15 protein-coding genes are annotated in these 17,544 nt (G+C 69.0%); 6 read left to right on the top strand and 9 right to left on the bottom strand.

Features of this window, described 5'->3' with window-relative positions:
• Positions 1–87: 87 nt before the first annotated feature.
• Genes AC1M14_RS14350 through AC1M14_RS14340 form a run of 3 tightly spaced genes read right to left on the bottom strand, consistent with a single transcriptional unit; the run spans position 88 to position 3,299 of the window.
• Complete coding sequence (locus AC1M14_RS14350) at positions 88–1,476, bottom strand: tripartite tricarboxylate transporter permease (protein ID WP_111825232.1); 1,389 nt, start codon at positions 1,474–1,476, stop codon at positions 88–90.
• Positions 1,473–1,958, bottom strand: coding sequence for a hypothetical protein (locus AC1M14_RS14345; RefSeq protein WP_479729872.1), 486 nt, complete (start codon positions 1,956–1,958; stop codon positions 1,473–1,475). The genes AC1M14_RS14350 and AC1M14_RS14345 overlap by 4 nt, the downstream gene beginning before the upstream one ends.
• Positions 1,959–1,997: 39 nt before the next feature.
• Entirely contained in the window at positions 1,998–3,299 is a 1,302-nt protein-coding gene (locus AC1M14_RS14340; protein WP_479729871.1) for a hydroxymethylglutaryl-CoA reductase, degradative, read from the bottom strand.
• A gap of 98 nt (positions 3,300–3,397) precedes the next feature.
• Here AC1M14_RS14340 and AC1M14_RS14335 point away from each other — a divergent pair, with 98 nt between their 5' ends.
• On the top strand, positions 3,398–4,840 hold the full coding sequence (locus AC1M14_RS14335; RefSeq protein WP_479729870.1) for an aminotransferase-like domain-containing protein: 1,443 nt from the start codon (positions 3,398–3,400) through the stop codon (positions 4,838–4,840).
• Here AC1M14_RS14335 and AC1M14_RS14330 read toward each other — a convergent pair.
• The 5 genes from AC1M14_RS14330 to AC1M14_RS14310 all read right to left on the bottom strand — a co-directional run bounded on the left by AC1M14_RS14330 (position 4,823) and on the right by AC1M14_RS14310 (position 9,901).
• Positions 4,823–5,635 (bottom strand): anaerobic ribonucleoside-triphosphate reductase activating protein, encoded by an 813-nt coding sequence (locus tag AC1M14_RS14330; RefSeq protein WP_479729869.1) that lies wholly within the window; start codon positions 5,633–5,635, stop codon positions 4,823–4,825. The genes AC1M14_RS14335 and AC1M14_RS14330 overlap by 18 nt on opposite strands.
• Positions 5,601–5,783, bottom strand: coding sequence for an anaerobic ribonucleoside-triphosphate reductase (gene nrdD, locus AC1M14_RS14325; RefSeq protein WP_102771037.1), 183 nt, complete (start codon positions 5,781–5,783; stop codon positions 5,601–5,603). The genes AC1M14_RS14330 and nrdD overlap by 35 nt, the downstream gene beginning before the upstream one ends.
• A 35-nt stretch (positions 5,784–5,818) precedes the next feature.
• Positions 5,819–7,813, bottom strand: a complete 1,995-nt coding sequence (locus tag AC1M14_RS14320) for a ribonucleoside triphosphate reductase (RefSeq protein WP_479729868.1) — start codon at positions 7,811–7,813, stop codon at positions 5,819–5,821.
• A gap of 130 nt (positions 7,814–7,943) precedes the next feature.
• Complete coding sequence (locus AC1M14_RS14315; protein ID WP_479729867.1) at positions 7,944–8,294, bottom strand: DUF3325 domain-containing protein; 351 nt, start codon at positions 8,292–8,294, stop codon at positions 7,944–7,946.
• On the bottom strand, positions 8,291–9,901 hold the full coding sequence (locus AC1M14_RS14310; RefSeq protein WP_479729866.1) for a PepSY-associated TM helix domain-containing protein: 1,611 nt from the start codon (positions 9,899–9,901) through the stop codon (positions 8,291–8,293). Before AC1M14_RS14310 ends, AC1M14_RS14315 begins: the two co-directional genes overlap by 4 nt.
• Before the next feature lie 270 nt (positions 9,902–10,171).
• Between AC1M14_RS14310 and AC1M14_RS14305 the strand changes: the two genes are divergently transcribed.
• The 4 genes from AC1M14_RS14305 (at position 10,172) to AC1M14_RS14290 (ending at position 14,781) form a co-directional block, all read left to right on the top strand.
• Positions 10,172–10,780 carry a hypothetical protein gene (locus AC1M14_RS14305; protein WP_102771041.1) on the top strand — a complete coding sequence of 203 codons (609 nt, stop codon included), beginning with the start codon at positions 10,172–10,174 and terminating at the stop codon, positions 10,778–10,780.
• 10 nt (positions 10,781–10,790) lie between these two features.
• Entirely contained in the window at positions 10,791–13,184 is a 2,394-nt protein-coding gene (locus AC1M14_RS14300; protein WP_479729865.1) for a catalase, read from the top strand.
• Positions 13,185–13,390: 206 nt separating this feature from the next.
• The gene (locus tag AC1M14_RS14295) at positions 13,391–13,888 is read left to right on the top strand and encodes a lipid-binding SYLF domain-containing protein (RefSeq protein ID WP_247747875.1); all 498 of its coding nucleotides are present in this window, start codon (positions 13,391–13,393) and stop codon (positions 13,886–13,888) included.
• Positions 13,889–14,037: 149 nt separating this feature from the next.
• Positions 14,038–14,781, top strand: coding sequence for a hypothetical protein (locus AC1M14_RS14290; RefSeq protein ID WP_479729864.1), 744 nt, complete (start codon positions 14,038–14,040; stop codon positions 14,779–14,781).
• A 16-nt stretch (positions 14,782–14,797) separates the two neighbouring features.
• Here the strand turns inward: AC1M14_RS14290 and AC1M14_RS14285 are convergent, their stop codons facing one another.
• Positions 14,798–16,048: an NnrS family protein gene (locus AC1M14_RS14285; RefSeq protein WP_102771045.1), complete on the bottom strand. Its 1,251-nt coding sequence runs from the start codon at positions 16,046–16,048 to the stop codon at positions 14,798–14,800.
• Between the two features lie 221 nt (positions 16,049–16,269).
• On the opposite strand from AC1M14_RS14285, the gene AC1M14_RS14280 reads away from it, so the two are divergent.
• The gene (locus AC1M14_RS14280; protein WP_209166556.1) at positions 16,270–17,532 is read left to right on the top strand and encodes an MFS transporter; all 1,263 of its coding nucleotides are present in this window, start codon (positions 16,270–16,272) and stop codon (positions 17,530–17,532) included.
• The last annotated feature ends 12 nt before the right edge of the window (positions 17,533–17,544 follow it).

The raw sequence follows: 17,544 nt of genomic DNA, 5'->3' as shown, positions 1-17,544 counted from the left end.
TAGAGCAAGGGCCGTCCGATCGCCTTGCGCGGGATCAAGCGGCGGGGAATTGCGGACGGGGCCGGGCCCCGTCCGATACGCGGTATTTCAGGCCAGCAGCTTGACGATCGCCGGCACCGACAGCACGGCGGTGTAATAGCCCATGAACTGCACGCCGGTGTTGAAGCCGAACAGGCGCGACAGCAGGCCGCCGAACAGGCCCATGGTGAGGATCACGAGCAGGCCCAGGAACTGGCCTTCCCAGACGCTGATGACGATGATCAGGCCGACGAAGGTGGCGATGATGGCCTCGTGGCTGACCTTGCGCGACACGAACAGCGCGGCGCGGCGCGCAAAGTTCATGGCGAACGGATAGGACACCACCGCGGCCAGCAATACCGCCAGCATGCCGTAGCCCAGGAACTCCCAGTGGTTCAGCAGGTTGTGCAGATTGTTGGTCTGGCCGGTGGCGGCGTCCACCGTGAAGCGCGGCGGCGCGTTGAACAAGGGCGCCGCGGGGCCGGCGGCCACCGGACTGAGCGGCAGGCCGAAGGCGATCAGCGGAATCAGCGCCTCGGCGATGTAGGTGGCCTCGGTGACGCCGTTGCGCGCGCTCAGCACGGTGGTCAGGCGGTGATAGGCATGCTTGACGCGCGAGCCCACCAGCTCGCCCAGCACCACGGTCATGGCCACGGGGCTGAACACGAAGGTGGCGCTGGAGACCGCGGCCGTGGCCAGCGTCCAGCGGGTCTGCGTGCGGTCCATGACCTTCAGCGGGTTGGGGAAGTAGCCCGACCAGCCTTTCACGTCCGGCGCCAGCGAGAAGGTGCGTACCTTGTCGCGCAGCATGCGCGAGCGCCCCTGCGGCGAGGCCACGCTGAACAGGTCCGCGATCAGCGGCCCGATGGCGATGCCCAGGAAGTAGCTGATGCTCAGCTTGACCCCGTACTTGGCGGTCAGGCTTTGCAGCGCGACGATGAGCACGACGAACGGCACCAGCAGCGCGACCGCGGCCCAGCGGCCGGCCGAGAAGTAGGCGATGAGCAGCGCCGCGGCCAGGAAGATCCAGGGCGCGAACCGGGTGATGACCGCGCCGAACGGCGCCAGCAGCACCGCGAACAGCACGGCCAGCGGCACCGCCACGAACGCGGCGACGATGGCGCCGGACACCATCTTGCGCAGCGCGATGTGCGGCACGCCCAGCTTGCGCAGCATGTTCGCGTCCTGCAGCAGCGGCGTGGCCATGGTGTCGCCGGGTATGCCCAGCAGCGCCGTCGGCACGGCATGGGTCATGTGCTTGGCCACGGCGCCGGCCAGGAAGAAGGTGAAGACGCCCGCCGGCGGCACGCCCAGCAGCACCACCAGCAGGGTCAGCGGCGCCAGCGTGGTGGTTTCGTCGGTGCCGGACACCAGGCCGATGGCCGCGAACACCACCGCGCCCAGCAGGCCCATGGCGGCCGCCATCATGATTTGTTCGAGTAGCGCGGGATTGCTCATGCCAGCGCCTCCTTGTTCGCGCCCTGCGGCGCTTCGGCGCGCACGCGCGCATCGGACGCGGGCGCGGCGGGCTGGGCGAACAGCTCGTACAGGTCCAGCGCCTTGAGTTCGCGCACGGCGGCCTCGGGCAGATCGGCCAGCGTGCCCAGGCCGCCGGGCTGCTCGGCCAGTTCGGCCAGCACTTCGGCGCGCCAGGCCGGGTCCTGGGTGGCGCTGTGTTCGACCACGATGCGCTTGGGCGGGAACAGGCGGGCGCAGATCAGGCCGGCCAGCACGCAGCCCGCCAGCCCGGCCAGCATGGCGTAGGCATGGGCCAGCTCGGGCGAGGCGACGACGCCGCGCAGCCAATGGCTGGCGGCATAGAACCCCGCCACGCTGATCACGATGCCGATGCCGATGGCCCACGCCAGCTGGCGCAGGTCGACCGTGTCGCTCCAGACTTCCGCCAGGCGCGCAGGCGGCGCCGGGGTGTTCGGATTCATGTCTCTCTCCTTGGTTCTTGTCAGGCCGGATGGCCGGGTTTATCGGGGCGCGCGCAATTCCTCCAGCAAGGCGCGCGCGCGGTCGCTGGTTACGTCCCGCAGGGCCGCCATGCGCTTGGCGACGGTGTCGATCTCGGCGCCCGCCGCGCCGGCGGCCAGGGCGATGTTGCGCGCGTGCAGCGCCATGTGGCCGCGCTGGATGCCTTCGGTGGCCAGCGCCCGCAGCGCGCCCAGGTTCTGCGCCAGGCCCACGGCCACGGCGATTTCGCCCAGTTCCTGCGCGCTTTTCACGTCCATGATCTTCAGCGCCAGGCGGGCCAGCGGATGGGTTTTGGTGGCGCCGCCCACCAGGCCCACGGGCATGGGCATTTCGATGGAGCCGACCAGCGCGCCCGCGGCGTCTTTCTCCCAGTGGGTGAGGGAGGTGTAGCGGCCGTCGCGGCTGGCGTAGGCGTGGGCGCCGGCTTCCACCGCCCGCCAGTCGTTGCCGGTGGCGACGATCACGGGGTCGATGCCGTTCATGATGCCCTTGTTGTGCGTGGCCGCGCGGTAGGGATCGACCGCGGCGAAGGTGTAGGCGTCGAGCACGCCTTCGATGATGTCGGCGCCGCTGCGCTCGGCCGTGTCCAGCGCCTGCGGCGTCAGGCGCACGCGGGCGCGCGCCAGGCGCAGGTCGGCCAGGTTGGACAGGATGCGCAGGCGCACGGAGCCGCCGGAAATTTCCTCGATCAGCGGCGCCACGGCCTCGGCCATGGTGTTGACGGCGTTGGCGCCCATCGCGTCGCGCACGTCCACGATCAGGTGCAGCACCAGCATGGGGCCGCGCGGGGTGTCGGGAAATACGTGGACTTCGATGTCCTGGCAGCCGCCGCCCAGCTCGACCAGGGTGCGGTCGCGGCCGTTGGCCAGCGCCACGATGCGCTCGCGTTCGCGCAGCAGCGCCAGCCGCGCGCCCTGCGGATCGCCCAGCCCCAGCACCTGCACCTGGGCGCGCATCAGCGGCCGGGTGCTGGAAGTCTCGAAGCCGCCGCAGGCGCGCGCCAGCTTGGCCATGTAGGACGCGGCGGCCACCACGGACGGCTCCTCGACCGCCATCGGCACCAGCACGTCGCGGCCGTTGACCTGGAAGTTGGCGGCCACGCCCAGCGGCAGTTCGAACGCGGCGATGACGTTCTCTATCATGCCGTCGGCGCGGTCCAGGCCCAGCGCGCCTGGCGCGGCCAGCAGCCGGCGCTCCTCGGCGCTCAGGTCCACGGCGTCGGCCACGGCCGCCAGGCGGTCGGCGGGGGTGAGGGAACGGAAGTTGGGCAGGCGGGAATCGGCCACTTGCGGGGTCTCCATGTATCGGAATCGGGTGGCCAGATTCTAGGTAGACTGTACCGGTATTGAGAGGTACAGTTTCGACAAACAGTGTCATTGCACTGCACCAATTTTTGCATATGTCCGGCAGCCTTCCTCCCCTGGCGACGCGCCCGCCGCGCGCCGCGCCCATCGCCGAAAGCCTGGCCCGGCTGATCGGCCAGCAGATCGCCGACGGCGTGTACCGGGCCGGCGACAAGCTGCCGTCGCTGCGCGAGCTGGCGCAATTGCACCGCTACGCGAAGAACACCGTGGTGGTGGCGTTCGAAATGCTGGTCGCGCAGGGCCTGGTGGAGCCGCGCCGGGGTTCCGGCTTCTACGTGCTGGAGACGGGCAGGACGCGCAAGGCCGCCGACGAGGAGCCGGGGCAGCTGAGCCGCGCCATGGACATCGTGTGGCTGATGCGCGAGCAGCTCAAGACCCAGCCCGACGCGGTCGCGGTGGGCGACGGGTTTCCGCCGGTGGAATGGCTGGCCGACATGCGCATGGACCGCTACCACCAGAAGGTGGTGCGCACCGGGCTGGGCGCCTTGTTCCGCTACGGCAGCCGCTTCGGCTATGCGCCGCTGCGCGAAAGCCTGGTGCGCAAGCTGGGAGACGTGGGCATCAATGCGGCGCCGCCGCAACTGGTGCTGACGCACGGCGCGAACGAGGCCATGGACCTGGTGATCCGCTACTTCGTGCCGCAGGACGCGCCGGTGCTGGTCGACAACCCCGGCTATTACCCCCTGTTCGGCAAGCTCAAGCTGGCCGGGGCGCGCATGCTGGGCGTGCCGCGCCTGCCGGACGGTCCGGACATCGCCGCGCTGGAAGCGCTGCTGCAGCGGGAAAAGCCGCGCCTGTTCTTCACCCAGTCGCTGGCGCACAACCCCACGGGGTCGGACATCTCGCCGGCCAAGGCGTACCGGGTGCTGCAGCTGGCGGAGCGCCACAACCTGATCCTGGTGGAGAACGATCCGCTGGCGGACTTCAAGCCCACGTCCGCGGTGCGCCTGGCGGCGCTGGACCAGCTGGAGCGCACCATTTACATCGGCAGCTTCTCCAAGTCATTCTCCGCCGCGCTGCGGGTGGGCTTCATCGCCTGCAACGCCGCGCTGGCCAGCGACCTGGCCGACCTCAAGGCGCTGGTGCACGTCAGCAGTTCCGAGTACTGCGAGCGCATGGTGGACGTGATGCTGCGCGACGGCCACTACGAGCGGCATCTGGTCAGGTTGCGCCAGCGCCTGGAAGCCGCCACCGGCCATGCGCTGCAGGTGCTGGATTCGTTGGGCGCCGAGGTCTTCGCCCGGCCCACCAGTTCGCTGTACCTGTGGTCGGCCTTTCCCGGCGTGGACGACACGCTGGCCCTGGCCGCCGAGCTGATGCCGGAAAAGATCATCATGGCGCCGGGGCGGGTGTTCAGCGTGGACCCCACGATCCGATCGCCCTGGGCGCGCTGCAACGTCGGCGCCATCGGCTCGCCGCGTTTCCGGGAGGCGATGGCGCGGCGTGCGATGGGGGCAGGCTCAGCGGTAGTCGAATAGCTCGAACCATTCCCGCATCCGGCTTTCGGCCTGCGCGCTCAAGTGGCGCGCGGCCGGCGAGTCCGGCGTGCTGCGCGCGCCCTGCACGGCGAAGCGCCGCACGCCGCGGCGGGACAGTTCCCGGGCCACGTCCAGCAGCCGGGTCTCGTCGAACCAGTCGGGATGCCAGGTGACGCGGCATTCGAAATCGCGCCGCGCCGACAGCAGCTGGGCCAGGCACGACATGGCGGGACGCTCGGAATCGCGGCGGCCGGTGATGTCGTCGTAGCCGGCGGCGTCGGCCTTGATGTCCAGGCCCACCCAGTCCAGGTGCTGCAGCACGTCGGCCAGGCGCAGCGGATAGATGCCGGCGGTGTGCATGCCGACCTGGTAGCCCATGCGCCGCACGTCGCGGATCATCTGGGCCAGGCGCGGCTCGCTCAGGGGTTCGCCGCCGGAGAATACGACGGCGTCCAGCAGCCCCTTGCGGGTTTCGAGGAAAGCGCGGATGTCATGCCAGTCGTAGCGCGCGGTGCGCGTCTGCAATTCGGTGTTGTGGCAGTAATGGCAGCGCCAGGGGCAGCCGGCGATGAAGACCACGGCGGCCAGCTTGCCGGGCCAGTCCACGGTGGAAAAAGGCACCAGCCCGCCCACCGAATGGGCGTGGCGCGGCAAGGGCTGCAGTACCGGCTGCGGCAAGGCGGCGTAGGCCGGCCTGACGGCCATCCTGCGCGCGGCGGGAGCGGACCCCGGCCCGCAGGCCGGGGCAGGACGCGCGCCCTCAGGCGCGGCGTTCGACGAAGAAGCGGCGTTCATTGAATTCGCCTTGTTTGCCGGTGTTGAAGGACGAAACGGGACGGTGGTAGCCCATCACGCGGGTCCAGATCTCGCAGCGCACGCGCTGGCTGTCGTCCAGCATCGGGGCGGTGGCGGGGGCGATGTCGGGGGTGGTCAGGGTTTGCATAGAGGTTCCTTGGTAGAGGCCAGGGGGATATCCGGCTAGGCCGGGGTGCAGCATGACGATTGCCGGGCGAGCAGCTCGGCATCGCATTTGGGGCAGAACTCGTGGCGTCCCGCCAGATAGCCGTGGTTGGGGCAGATCGAGAAGGTCGGCGTGACGGTGATGTAGGGCAGGCGGAAATTCGACAGCGCGCGGCGCACCAGCTCCTTGCAGGCGCCGGCCGAGGACACGGCCTCGTTCATGTACAGGTGCAGCACGGTGCCGCCGGTGTACTTGCCCTGCAGCGCTTCCTGAAGCTCCAGCGCATGGAAGGGGTCGTCCGTATGCCCCACCGGCAGCTGGCTGGAATTGGTGTAGTAGGGCTGCGCGTCGCTGCCGGCCTGCAGGATGTCGGGATAGCGCTTGCGGTCCTCGCGCGCGAAACGGTAGGTGGTGCCTTCGGCCGGCGTGGCCTCCAGGTTGTACAGGTGGCCGGTCTGTTCCTGGAATTCGGTCATGCGGGCGCGCACGCGGTCCAGCAGCCGGACCGCCATGGCGTGGCCCGGCCCGGTGGTGATGTCGTCCATATCGCCGGTGAAGTTGCGGATCATCTCGTTGATGCCGTTCACCCCCAGCGTGCTGAAGTGGTTGCGCAGCGTGCCCAGGTAGCGGCGGGTGTAGGGATACAGGCCCTGGTCGATGTAGCGCTGCACCACCTTGCGCTTGGTTTCGAGCACGTCGCGCCCCAGTTCCAGCAGATGGTCCAGGCGCGCCATCAGCTTGCCCTCGTCGCCGCGGCAGGTATAGCCCAGGCGCGCGCAGTTGACCGTGACCACGCCCACCGAGCCGGTCTGCTCGGCCGAGCCGAACAGGCCGTTGCCGCGCTTGAGCAGTTCGCGCAGGTCCAGCTGCAGGCGGCAGCACATGGAGCGCACCATGTGCGGCTCCAGGTCGGAATTGAGGAAGTTCTGGAAATAAGGCAGGCCGTAGCGCGCCGTCATTTCGAACAGGCGTTCGGTGTTGGGATGGTCCCAGTCGAAGTCCGGCGTGATGTTGTAGGTGGGGATGGGGAAGGTGAAGACGCGGCCCTTGGCGTCGCCGGCCATCATGACTTCGATGTAGGCGCGGTTGATCATGTCCATCTCGGCCTGCAGGTCGCCGTAGGCGAACGGCATTTCCTCGCCGCCCACGTACGGAATCTGTTCGCGCAGGTCGGCCGGGCAGGTCCAGTCGAAGGTCAGGTTGGTGAACGGCGTCTGCGTGCCCCAGCGGCTGGGCACGTTGAGGTTGTAGATCAGCTCCTGCATGGCCTGCTTGACCTGCGCGTAGGTCATGGCGTCGCGGCGGATGAAAGGCGCCATGTAGGTGTCGAACGAGCTGAAGGCCTGCGCGCCGGCCCATTCGTTCTGCAGCGTGCCCAGGAAGTTGACGATCTGGCCGATGGCGGCCGACATGTGGCGCGGCGGCGTGGCCTCGACCTTGCCGGGGATGCCGTTGAAGCCTTCGGTCAGCAGCTGGCGCAGCGACCAGCCGGCGCAATAGCCGCTCAGCATGTCCAGGTCGTGGATGTGGATGTCGCCTTCGCGGTGGGCGCGTCCGGCCTCCGGCGCGAAGACATTGGACAGCCAGTAGTTGGCGGTGACCTTGCCCGCGACGTTCAGGATCAGGCCGCCCAGGCTGTAGCCCTGGTTGGCGTTGGCGTTGACGCGCCAGTCGCGCTGCTCCAGGTATTCCTCCATGGCGCTTTCCACGTCCACCAGGGTGTGGCGCAGCGAGCGCAGGCGGGCGTGCTGCTCGCGGTAGACGATGTAGGCGCGCGCCGTGCGCCAGCGGCCGGCCTGGACCAGGACTTCCTCGACGCGGTTCTGGATGGTTTCGACGCCGGGGCAGGGCTGGTCGGCCAGCGCGTCGATGACGGCGTCGGTCAGCGCCTGCGCGCCCGCGAGGTCCAGTTCCCCGGTGCTCTGGCCGGCCGCGGCGATGGCGAGGGCGATCTTGTCGCGGTCGAACGCCACGACCCGGCCGTCGCGCTTGAGTATGTGCTGGATATGCATGACTGACACCATATGTAGTAGGGTGGTGAAACTCTATCACCACATATGGTGTCGTCGACGTACGCGAGACGCGGGATTTCAGCCCTGCTTGATGCGCGTCAAACGCGTTTTTCGCGCCTTGCGCGGACCGTCAAAAGCCGATTCCGACCCCGGCCAGCGCGATCGCCAGGGCCAGCGCCGCGGTGCGCGCCGCCGGCTGCGGGGCCCACGACAGCATGCCGACCCACAGCAGGGCGCCGGCCGACAGCCAGCCCAGCCAGGCCACCACGCCCACCGTATTGCCCCACAGGCTGACGCAGGGCAGGAGGGCCAGGGCCAGCAGCAGCAGGCCGGCGCCGCGCAGCACGCGGCTGTGTCCGGCCGACGGGTCGCGGCCCCAGACCTGGTCGTAATGGCGCGGCATGGCCAGGCTCAGGCAGGCCATGCCGGAGTAGGTCAGCAGCAGGGCCATGCCGATGGCGTACAGGTCGTTGGAATTCATGCCGCTGCCTCTTCGTTTGCGCGGGGGATGCGCTGCGAGGGCGCCGTAGCGGGCCGGCGCCATAACCGCAGGGCCGCCCAGCCCGATAGTACGCCGAAAGCCAGGGCGCTCAGTTCGACGCCGGCGCTTTCCCAGTCGCCGCGCGCGATCTGCGCGTACAGGTGGTCGCCCACGGCGGCGTACGACATCAGCGGCAGCAGCAGGCACAGCGCCGACAGCAGGCCCAGCTGCATGATCCAGGCGCGGCGCGGGGCGCATAGCCAGGCATGCGGCAGCGTCAGCGCCCAGATCAGGAAGAAGACGCGCAGCTCCCAGGCGGCCCGGTCCTGCAGCGTCACCGGCAGCAGGCGATTGGCCCAGAAATAGCCGACGCAGGCGATGCCCAGCCCGGCCATCGCGGCCACGTTCAGTCCTTCGATCAGGCGGTAGACGCGCGCGGTGGCGGCGCCGAATTCGCCGCCGTGCCGGGCGCGGCGCTTGACCATGAAGAGGACCGCGCCGGTGCCCATCAGGGCCGCGCCGGCCATGCCGCAGATGAAATACAGCCATTGCATGGCCACGCCGCCGAACCTGGCCATGTGCAGGTCGCTCAAGACCTGGCGCGTGCGCGGCGCGGCGCCGCCCAGCACTTCGCCGGCCGGGCGCACGCGCAGCAGTTCGCCGTCGCCCGTGAACTCCGCCATGCCGGTGGTGGCGCTGATGTTGCGCAAGGTGTCGGCCGCCTCGTTCCAGCCGTACACGCCGATGCGCATGGAGCTGTCTTCGGGGTTGCGGATGACGATGGCGCGGGCGGTCTGGCCGATCAGGCTTTCGGCCCGGGCGACGATGGGCTCCAGCGCCGGCACGGCCTGGGCGGCGCCGCTGCGCGCGAGCATCGGCTCGCCTTCCAGTTCGGCCAGATAGGCGCGCAGCGCCTGCGGGCCCTCGCCGTAGGTGGCGGAAACGGGAGCGGGCATGAGCGTCGCGCCGGAAATCACCACGCCGGTGTAGGCGATCATGAACAGAAAGGGCAGGGTCAGCACCGCGCTCGTATTGTGCGCGTCCAGCCACGAGCGCTGGCCCTTGTTGGCGCGGAAGGTGAAGAAATCCTTGAAGATGCGTTTGTGCGTGACCACGCCGGAAATCAGCGCCACCAGCATCGCCATGGTGGCGAAGGCCACGATCCACAGCCCCAGCCCGGCGTCGTGCAGGGTGTAGTGGAAGTCCACGAAGTGCTGGCCGCCCAGCGTGGCGCGGCTTTCGGCCTCGTCGTGGTGCTCGTCCAGTTCGGCGCCGGTGACGGGGTCGAGCTCGGCGTCGGCGTAAAGGCCGTTCTTGTCGAACCAGTAAACCGTCAGCCCATTGTCGTGGTAGCGGTTGACCGGCCAGATTTCCCACATGCCCGCGCCGGCATGGTTGCGGGCCATGTAGTCCACCGCCAGGCCGAAGCGGTGGGCGCGGTCCACCGGCGCGCCTTGCCGCTCGGCGGCCGAGGCTTCGGCAGCCTGGTGTTCGGGCGTCATCCAATGGGTGATGGGTTCGGAGAACACGGCCAGCGAACCCGTCAGGAAGACGGCGAACAGCAGCCAGGAGAACCACAGGCCGACCCACGTATGGAGCCAGGCCATGGACAGGCGGAAACCGGATTTCAGGGCGAGCCTCTTTCTTGTGACGCCGCCGCGAACCGAGGCGGTCTGATTTTATTGAGAATAATTCCGATTCTAAACTAAATGGGGCCAGTGTTGTCCGGTCCGGGGCTTTGTATTTTCTGCACCCGGTGCGCGCAGGCGCGGCGTGCGGGGCGGCGCGGGAACGCGGGTTGCTGGGGTCGCGCAGGTCGCCAGGCCGCCGGTACGCGGCGGCGGTGGCGCGACACCACACAGACAGAGGAGCGTCCAATGAAACGCAAAGCCGGAAATGCCGCGCAGATCGAGGAACTGCTGTATCAGGCCCTGGAAACCGAGATCGGGGGATTGAAAATCTACGAGACCGCCGTGACCTGCGCGGTCAATGAAGACCTGAAGCAGGAATGGCAGGACTATCTGGAAGAAACGCGCACTCATCGCCGCGTGCTGCTGACCGTGTTCGAGCAGCTGGGGCTGGACCCCGAGCGCGAGTCGCCGGGCCGCGAGGTCGTGCGCCATATCGGCGAGTCGCTGGTGAAGGCCATGAAGATGGCGATCGCCGCCGGCGACGCCGACGCCGCGCAGCTGGTCGCGACCGAATGCGTGGTGCTGGCCGAGACCAAGGACCACGCCAACTGGACGCTGATCGGCGTGATCGCCGAGCAGCACGGCGGCACCGAGGGCAAGGTGCTCAAACAGGCCTATGACGCGGTGGTCACCGACGAGGAACACCATCTCTATCACACCAAGGGCTGGTCGCGGGAGCTGTGGATCGAGGCCCTGGGCTATCCCGCCGTGCTGCCGCCGCCCGAAGAGGTCAAGCAGGTGGAGTCCGCGATCGGCGCATCCCGCGCCGAGCAGTCCCGCGCCAAGATGCTTTAGGAGAACCGCCATGCCAGGGAAGAAACCAGCCAAGGCGGGCGCCGCGCCGGCCGTCGATAGCGCCTACCAGAACACCGACAGCGGCCCCGGCGCCGCGCCCGAGGGCGGCGCGCGCGGCCGGGCGCGCAGTCCGGCCGCCAGGCGGGCCGCGGCCGTGGACGCCGCCGCATCCGCGCTGGACCACAACGCCGGCAAGGCCGCCGAGTATGGCGAGGAAGGCGCGCGCTGTCCGTATACGGGCGCCAGCGTGTCTCCGGCGGACCCGGCCGCGGGCGCCAGCTCCCTGTCCGAAAGCGCGGACTCGCCCAAGACCGGCGGGCCGGCCGCGCCCGGCGTCAACGCCGCCGACGGCCGGCTGGCGCGCGTGCGCGCCGACCCCACGGGCCAGCCGCTGACCACCAACCAGGGGGTGCGCATCAGCGACAACCAGCATTCGCTCAAGGCGGGGCTGCGCGGACCGGCGCTGCTCAAGGATTTCATCCTGCGCGAGAAGATCACGCACTTCGACCATGAGCGCATCCCCGAGCGCATCGTGCACGCGCGCGGCTCGGCGGCGCACGGCTACTTCGTCTGCGAGCGGGCCCTGACCGACCTGACCGCGGCCGCGCCGTTCGCCGAGGTCGGCAAGCGCACGCCGGTATTCGTGCGCTTCTCGACCGTGGCCGGCGAGCGCGGCTCCAAGGACACCGCGCGCGATGTGCGCGGCTTCGCGGTCAAGTTCTACACCGACGAAGGCAACTGGGACCTGGTGGGCAACAACATGCCGGTGTTTTTCATCCAGGACGCGATGAAATTCCCGGACCTGGTGCACGCGGTCAAGCCCGAACCGCACCACGCCATGCCGCAGGCCGCGTCCGCGCACGACACGTTCTGGGACTTCGTGTCGCTGATGCCGGAATCCACCCACATGCTGATGTGGCTGATGTCGGACCGCGCGATCCCGCGCAGCTTTCGCATGATGCAGGGCTTTGGCGTGCACACCTTCCGCTTCGTCAACGCCGACGGCGAGTCGCGGCTGGTCAAGTTCCACTGGAACCCCTTGCTGGGCACGCATTCGCAGGTCTGGGACGAGGCCGTCAAGACGGCCGGCGCCGACCCCGATTTCCACCGGCGCGACTTGTGGGAGGCCATCGATTCCGGCAACCCCCCGCAATGGGAGCTGGGCGTGCAGGTCTTTACCGAGGAAGAGGCCGAACGCTTCAGCTTCGACGTGCTGGACGCCACCAAGATCGTGCCCGAGGAACTGGTGCCGGTGGTGCCGGTGGGCCGGCTGGTGCTGGACCGCAACCCCGACAACTTCTTCGCCGAAACCGAGCAGGTGGCTTTCTGCGCGGCGCACGTGGTGCCGGGCCTGGACTTCACCAACGATCCCTTGCTGGCCGGACGCATCCATTCCTACGTGGACACGCAGATTTCTCGGCTGGGCGGCCCCAATTTCCACGAGATCCCGATCAACGCGCCGCTGGCGCCGGTGCAGAACAACCAGCGCGACGGCATGCACCGCCAGGCCATCCACCGGGGGCGGGCGGCCTACGAGCCCAATTCGCTGGGCGGCGGCTGTCCGTTCCAGGCCGGCATGGACGGTTTCGTGTCCTTTCCCGAGCCGGTGGCGGGCGACGAGCTGCGCGGCCATCCCGAGAAATTCGCCGAGCACTACAACCAGGCCACGCTCTTCTACCTGAGCCAGACCGAATGGGAGCGCCGCCACATCGCCAGCGCGTTCGCGTTCGAACTGAGCAAGGTCACGGTGCCGGCCGTGCGCCGGCGCATGGTGGCGTCCCTGCGCAACGTGTCCGACGAGCTGGCCGGCTCGGTGGCGCAGCGCCTGGGCATGGCCTTGCCCGATCCGCTGCCGCGCGCCTGCGAACCGCCGGCGCCCGAGGTCGAGGTCTCGCCCGCGCTGTCGCTGACCGCGCGGCCCGGCGACGGCGGCGCGGCCACGCGCAAGGTCGCGATCCTGGTGGCCGAAGGCGTGGACGCCCGCGCCGTGCGCGCCTTGGCCGACGCGCTGATCGCCGCCGGCGTGGTGGTGCGGTTGGTCGGCCAGCGCATCGGGCCGCTATCGGGCGAGGGCGAAGTGCTGGACGCCGACGCATCGCTCGACAACCAGCCCTCGGTGCTGTTCGACGGCGCCATCGCGCCCGGCGGCGCGGCGGCGGCGGAGCGTCTGCACGCCGACGGACGGGCGCTGGAATTCCTGCGCGACGCCTATCGCCACGGCAAGACGCTGATGGGGCTGGCCGAAGGCAAGCAGCTATTCGTTGCGGCCGGCATCGAGCCGGACGAAGCCGACGCCGGCCTGCTGCTGGTCGACGGCGAGCCGGGCAACAGCGCGCCGCTGTTTCTGGAGGCGCTGGCCCGCCATCGCCATCCCGAACGGGAGACCGATCCGCCCGCCGTCTAGTCCTGTCGCGTCCAGGCCCTCGTCCATCGGCGGAGCTTGACAACGTACGCGCGCCTGCCAATACTTGCTCGGGCAAGTCGGGGCGAGCGCGCGTGGCGCTTGCCGTCTTCATTCCAGGAGGCTGTATGCGTCGCGTATCCGTTTTGCCTGTCAAGTTTCACGGTTGGCTGTGGGCCAGCCTTTTTTTATGGGTGGCCGGTTTCTGTATGGCGACCCAGGCCCGCGCCGAGTCGGCCGCCGACATCAGCCGCGATGCGCGGGCGGCGCTGGAACGGCTGTACCAGCAGGAGCCCAAGACCCGGGTGCTGGGCGAGAAGGCGGTCGCCGTGCTGGTGTTTCCCAGCATTCTCAAGGGCGGACTGCTGGTCGGCGCCGAGAGCGGCGACGGCGCCCTGATCCGCCACGGCAAGGTCCAGGCCTACTACAACATCACCGCGGTGTCCTTCGGCCTGCAGGCCGGCGCGCAGAAGTTCGGCTACGCGCTCTTCTTCATGAACGAGGCGGCGCTGAAGTTCCTGGACCAGAGCGACGGCTGGTCGCTGGGTTCCGGACCCACGCTGGTCATGGTGGACGAAAGCTACGCGGCCAGCATCACCACCACCACCCTGACCCAGGACGTGTACGCCGTGCCCTTCGGCGGACAGGGGTTGATGGCCGGGGTGGGGCTGCAAGGGTCCAAGATCACCTCGTTGAACCTCAATTGAGCGTTGGCGGCTCGGCGATGCCGGGCCGCGCTGTCATCGCGCGGATTGGTCAGCAAGAGCGTAGGCGCCTGGGTCGGCGCGGCCGCGCTTAAAATGCGCCTGTCGATGCGCGGCCCGTCGCCGCGCCACGCTGATGAAAGGCTCCCGCCATGCAACAAAATCCGCCCGCCGCGCCGCAGCCGCGCCAGAAGTTCGAAGCCCTTAGGCACGATTTGCAAGAGGCGCAGGCCCGGCTGTCCCGGTGGGGGCAGGTCGCGCAGGACTATGCGCAGCGGTACGCCGACGAGCTGGCGCCGCTGGAAACCATGGAAGTCGAACTGAAGGCCAGACTGGTCCTGTGTTTCGACCACGCCTGCAAACAGAAGGAACTCAGCAAGGGGCAGCGCCAGCTGGCCTCCGAAATCGCGGCGCAGCTTGCCGACGAAACCCTGTGTTCGCTGGAGCTGGACGGCACGCCCGGGGAATGCGACCTCGCGAAGCTGAAGGCCGTGTACCGCAAGCACGCGGGCAGCGATTTCGATGCGGACTATGCCGATGAGCGCGGCGCCGCAGACGCGCTGGCCGAGGAGCCGCCCGCCGCCTTGCCGCCGGCGGATGCGCCGGCCTTGCCGGAAGAGGCCGGGGCGCTGGAGGCGCGGCTGGCCGAGGTGCGGGCGGCGGTGGCCGGCGCCGAACGCGCGTTCAAGGCGCGCTACCGCTTCGACCCGGAACAGTCGATAGATCCGGCCGATCTGATGGAGGACCTGGAAGCCGAGATCGCCGACGTGCGCGAATATATCGGCGAGCTGGAATTCGAACTGGCGCAGTTCGTGGACATGCAGCAAGTCAAGGCCTGGCTCGATGCCATGAAACAGCAGATGGCGGCGCAGCGGCGTCGCGAAGCGCGCCGCTGAACGCATTGCGCGCGATTCAGGCGGCCGGGCGTCCGGGAGCCGGCGCGACGCGCATGACCGGCGCGGCGGTTTTGCCGGCGTCGGCGCGCGGCCGGATCATCATGGGGAAGAAGCGCCACAGGTACAGCGCGAAGCCCAGCGCCCACGCCGTGGCCGAGGCGTGCAGCAGGCCCAGCGCGGCCGCGGTGGGCAGCAGGGCGGCCAGGCGCAGCAGCGCGGCCAGTATCACCAGCACGTAACTGGCGACCATGCTGCGGTCGGCGCGCAGCGGCCGGCCCAGGTGGCCCAGCGCGGTGCGCGTGGCCATGCCGATGATCAGCACCGAAAACCCGGCCACGCCGACCACGTGCGCGGGCCAGGCGGTGCGCAGCACGAAGCCGGCCAGTTGCGCCGCGCCGACCAGCAGGCCCACGCCCAGTCCGAAATAGCCCGCGTACAGAATCCACAGCAGCGGCACGCGGCGCGCGGCCCAGGGCTTCCAGGAGATCCATTGCACCAGCGCGATCAGCCCGGTCGCGGCCAGCGCCACGGCCGCGATCTGCGGACGTCCGGCCAGCAGGCAGGCGATGGCGACCACGCCCGTGCCCAGCTGCCAGTGGCCGCTGCGGGTATGCGGTGGAATGTCCAGGCCGGCCACGGCGCGCTTGGCGAAAAAGGGCAGGATGCGGCGCGCGATCAGCAGGGTCAGCACGGCCATGCAGAGCAGGCCGGCGTTGAAGTAGCGCATCAGCGCGAAGTAGTCGCCCTGGACCGTGGCCCACAGGTACAGCGCGTTGGTCAGGGCCAGCGCCACCAGCAGCAGCGGTATGCCGTAGTTGCGCCGGTTGCGCGTGATGGCCACGGCGCGTCCCAGCGCGGCCGCGCCCCACAGGAAGAACAGCAGATCGGCCAGCGCGGCGATGAGAAACGCGGGCCGGCCCGGCGCCAGGTAGCCCGCGCGCGCCACGATCCATAGCACGCACAGCGCCGCCAGGGCATTGCCGCGCAGCGGATTCCTGCCGGTCCAGTTGCCGCCGGCGGTCAGCAAAAAGCCCACGGCGATGGTGGCGACGAAGCCCCACAGCATTTCGTGCGCATGCCAGGGCATGCCGCCCAGCACGCCGTTGAGCAGGGACGGGGCATGCACCCACAGCAGCACCGAGGCCAGCGCCCAGAAGCAGCCCGCCAGATACAGCGGGCGGAAACCCATTTCGGTGAAGGCGCGCCATTGCGGGCGCGCGCGGCGCGAGTCCTGGTCGGGTTCGTCGATGGTCAGCAGCGTGCTCATGGGGGCCTGCGTTTTTAAAGGTGTATTTCAAATGCATATTAATACGCCGCACCGCGCATCGCCAGCTTGGCGAATTGATCCAACGCAAGCCCGGCCGCAACGGCGGGGTGACTAGTCACATCGACAGGCCGCTTCTGGTCGGCTGGCGAATGGTGCGCAAGGCGCGCCGTCCTTAGGCTTGGGGCAAGTCAGATTTCTTCGTGACCAAAGCGAGAATAACCATGGCAGCAACCAGTCATTCCTCGGCCGGCGCGCCGATGCGGGTCCTGATATCCAGCACGTTCGCCTTCACCATCTGCTTCGCGGTGTGGATGATCTTCGCCGTACTGGGCATACCCATCAAGACGCAGCTCGGCCTGTCCGAAACCGAATTCGGCCTGCTGGCCGCCATGCCGGTGCTGACCGGTTCGCTGGTGCGGGTGCCGCTGGGCATCTGGACCGACCGCTACGGCGGCAGGCCGGTGTTCTTCGTCCTGATGCTGGTGGCCGTGGTGCCGATCTGGCTGCTGTCCTACGCGACGCAGTACTGGCAGTTCCTGGTGCTGGCGCTGTTCGTGGGCCTGACCGGCGGCTCGTTCTCGGTGGGCACGCCCTACGTGGCGCGCTGGTTTCCGCGCAACAAGCAGGGCCTGGCGATGGGCGTGTTCGGCGCCGGCAACTCCGGCTCGGCCATCACCAAGTTCGTGGCGCCCGCGCTGATCGCGGCCACCGCCGGATCGTGGATCATCGTGCCGCAGGTCTATGCGATCGCGCTGCTGGTGACGGCGGTGCTGTTCTGGCTGTTCTCGGCCTCGGACCCGTCGCACCGGGTGACCGGCGGGGCCAGCCTGTCGGCGCAGTTCGCCATGCTCAAGGACCCGCGCGTCTGGCGCTATTGCCAGTACTACTCGGTGGTGTTCGGCGGCTACGTGGCGCTGGCGCTGTGGATGACCAAGTACTACATCGGCGAGTACGGCTTCGACATCAAGCTGGCGGCGCTGCTGGCGGCCTGCTTTTCGCTGCCCGGCGGCGTGCTGCGCGCGGTGGGCGGCTGGATCTCGGACCGCTACGGCGCCTACAAGACCACGTGGTGGGTCATGTGGGTGTGCTGGGTCGCCTTCTTCATCCTCAGCTATCCGCAAACGCACTTTACGGTGCTGACCACCGCGGGCGCGCGCAGTTTCGATATCGCGCTCGGACCGGTCGTATTCACCATTCTGCTGTTCGTGGTCGGCATCGCCATGGCGATCGGCAAGGCCTCGGTGTTCAAGTTCATTTCGGACGAGTTCGGCGAGAACATCGGCGCGGTTTCGGGCATCGTCGGCCTGGCCGGCGGCCTCGGCGGATTCGTGCTGCCCATCCTGTTCGGCATCCTGCTCGACTACACGGGCGTGCGCTCCAGCGCCTTCATGCTGCTGTACGGCACGGTCTGCGTCTCTCTCATCTTCATGCACTTCAGTTTCCGGCCGGAAAGCGCGGCGCTGGCCCGGCAACACGCCACCTGATCCAACCTCAAT

This window comes from Achromobacter sp. SX5, assembly GCF_056711425.1.
The sequence above is the reverse complement of the archived record's forward strand: the minus strand, read 5'-3'. Positions and strand labels throughout refer to the sequence as shown.

Bases quoted from the DNA above. Each gene is read 5' to 3' on its own strand.
- AC1M14_RS14280 (WP_209166556.1), top strand. From the start codon at position 16,270: ATGGCAGCAACCAGTCATTCCTCGGCCGGCGCGCCGATGCGGGTCCTG.
- AC1M14_RS14285 (WP_102771045.1), bottom strand. From the start codon at position 16,048: ATGAGCACGCTGCTGACCATCGACGAACCCGACCAGGACTCGCGCCGC.
- AC1M14_RS14335 (WP_479729870.1), top strand. From the start codon at position 3,398: ATGTCCGGCAGCCTTCCTCCCCTGGCGACGCGCCCGCCGCGCGCCGCG.
- AC1M14_RS14315 (WP_479729867.1), bottom strand. From the start codon at position 8,294: ATGAATTCCAACGACCTGTACGCCATCGGCATGGCCCTGCTGCTGACC.
- AC1M14_RS14330 (WP_479729869.1), bottom strand. From the start codon at position 5,635: ATGAACGCCGCTTCTTCGTCGAACGCCGCGCCTGAGGGCGCGCGTCCT.
- AC1M14_RS14310 (WP_479729866.1), bottom strand. From the start codon at position 9,901: ATGGCCTGGCTCCATACGTGGGTCGGCCTGTGGTTCTCCTGGCTGCTG.
- AC1M14_RS14320 (WP_479729868.1), bottom strand. From the start codon at position 7,813: ATGCATATCCAGCACATACTCAAGCGCGACGGCCGGGTCGTGGCGTTC.
- AC1M14_RS14350 (WP_111825232.1), bottom strand. From the start codon at position 1,476: ATGAGCAATCCCGCGCTACTCGAACAAATCATGATGGCGGCCGCCATG.
- nrdD (WP_102771037.1), bottom strand. From the start codon at position 5,783: ATGCAAACCCTGACCACCCCCGACATCGCCCCCGCCACCGCCCCGATG.
- AC1M14_RS14340 (WP_479729871.1), bottom strand. From the start codon at position 3,299: ATGGAGACCCCGCAAGTGGCCGATTCCCGCCTGCCCAACTTCCGTTCC.
- AC1M14_RS14305 (WP_102771041.1), top strand. From the start codon at position 10,172: ATGAAACGCAAAGCCGGAAATGCCGCGCAGATCGAGGAACTGCTGTAT.
- AC1M14_RS14300 (WP_479729865.1), top strand. From the start codon at position 10,791: ATGCCAGGGAAGAAACCAGCCAAGGCGGGCGCCGCGCCGGCCGTCGAT.
- AC1M14_RS14295 (WP_247747875.1), top strand. From the start codon at position 13,391: ATGGCGACCCAGGCCCGCGCCGAGTCGGCCGCCGACATCAGCCGCGAT.
- AC1M14_RS14290 (WP_479729864.1), top strand. From the start codon at position 14,038: ATGCAACAAAATCCGCCCGCCGCGCCGCAGCCGCGCCAGAAGTTCGAA.
- AC1M14_RS14345 (WP_479729872.1), bottom strand. From the start codon at position 1,958: ATGAATCCGAACACCCCGGCGCCGCCTGCGCGCCTGGCGGAAGTCTGG.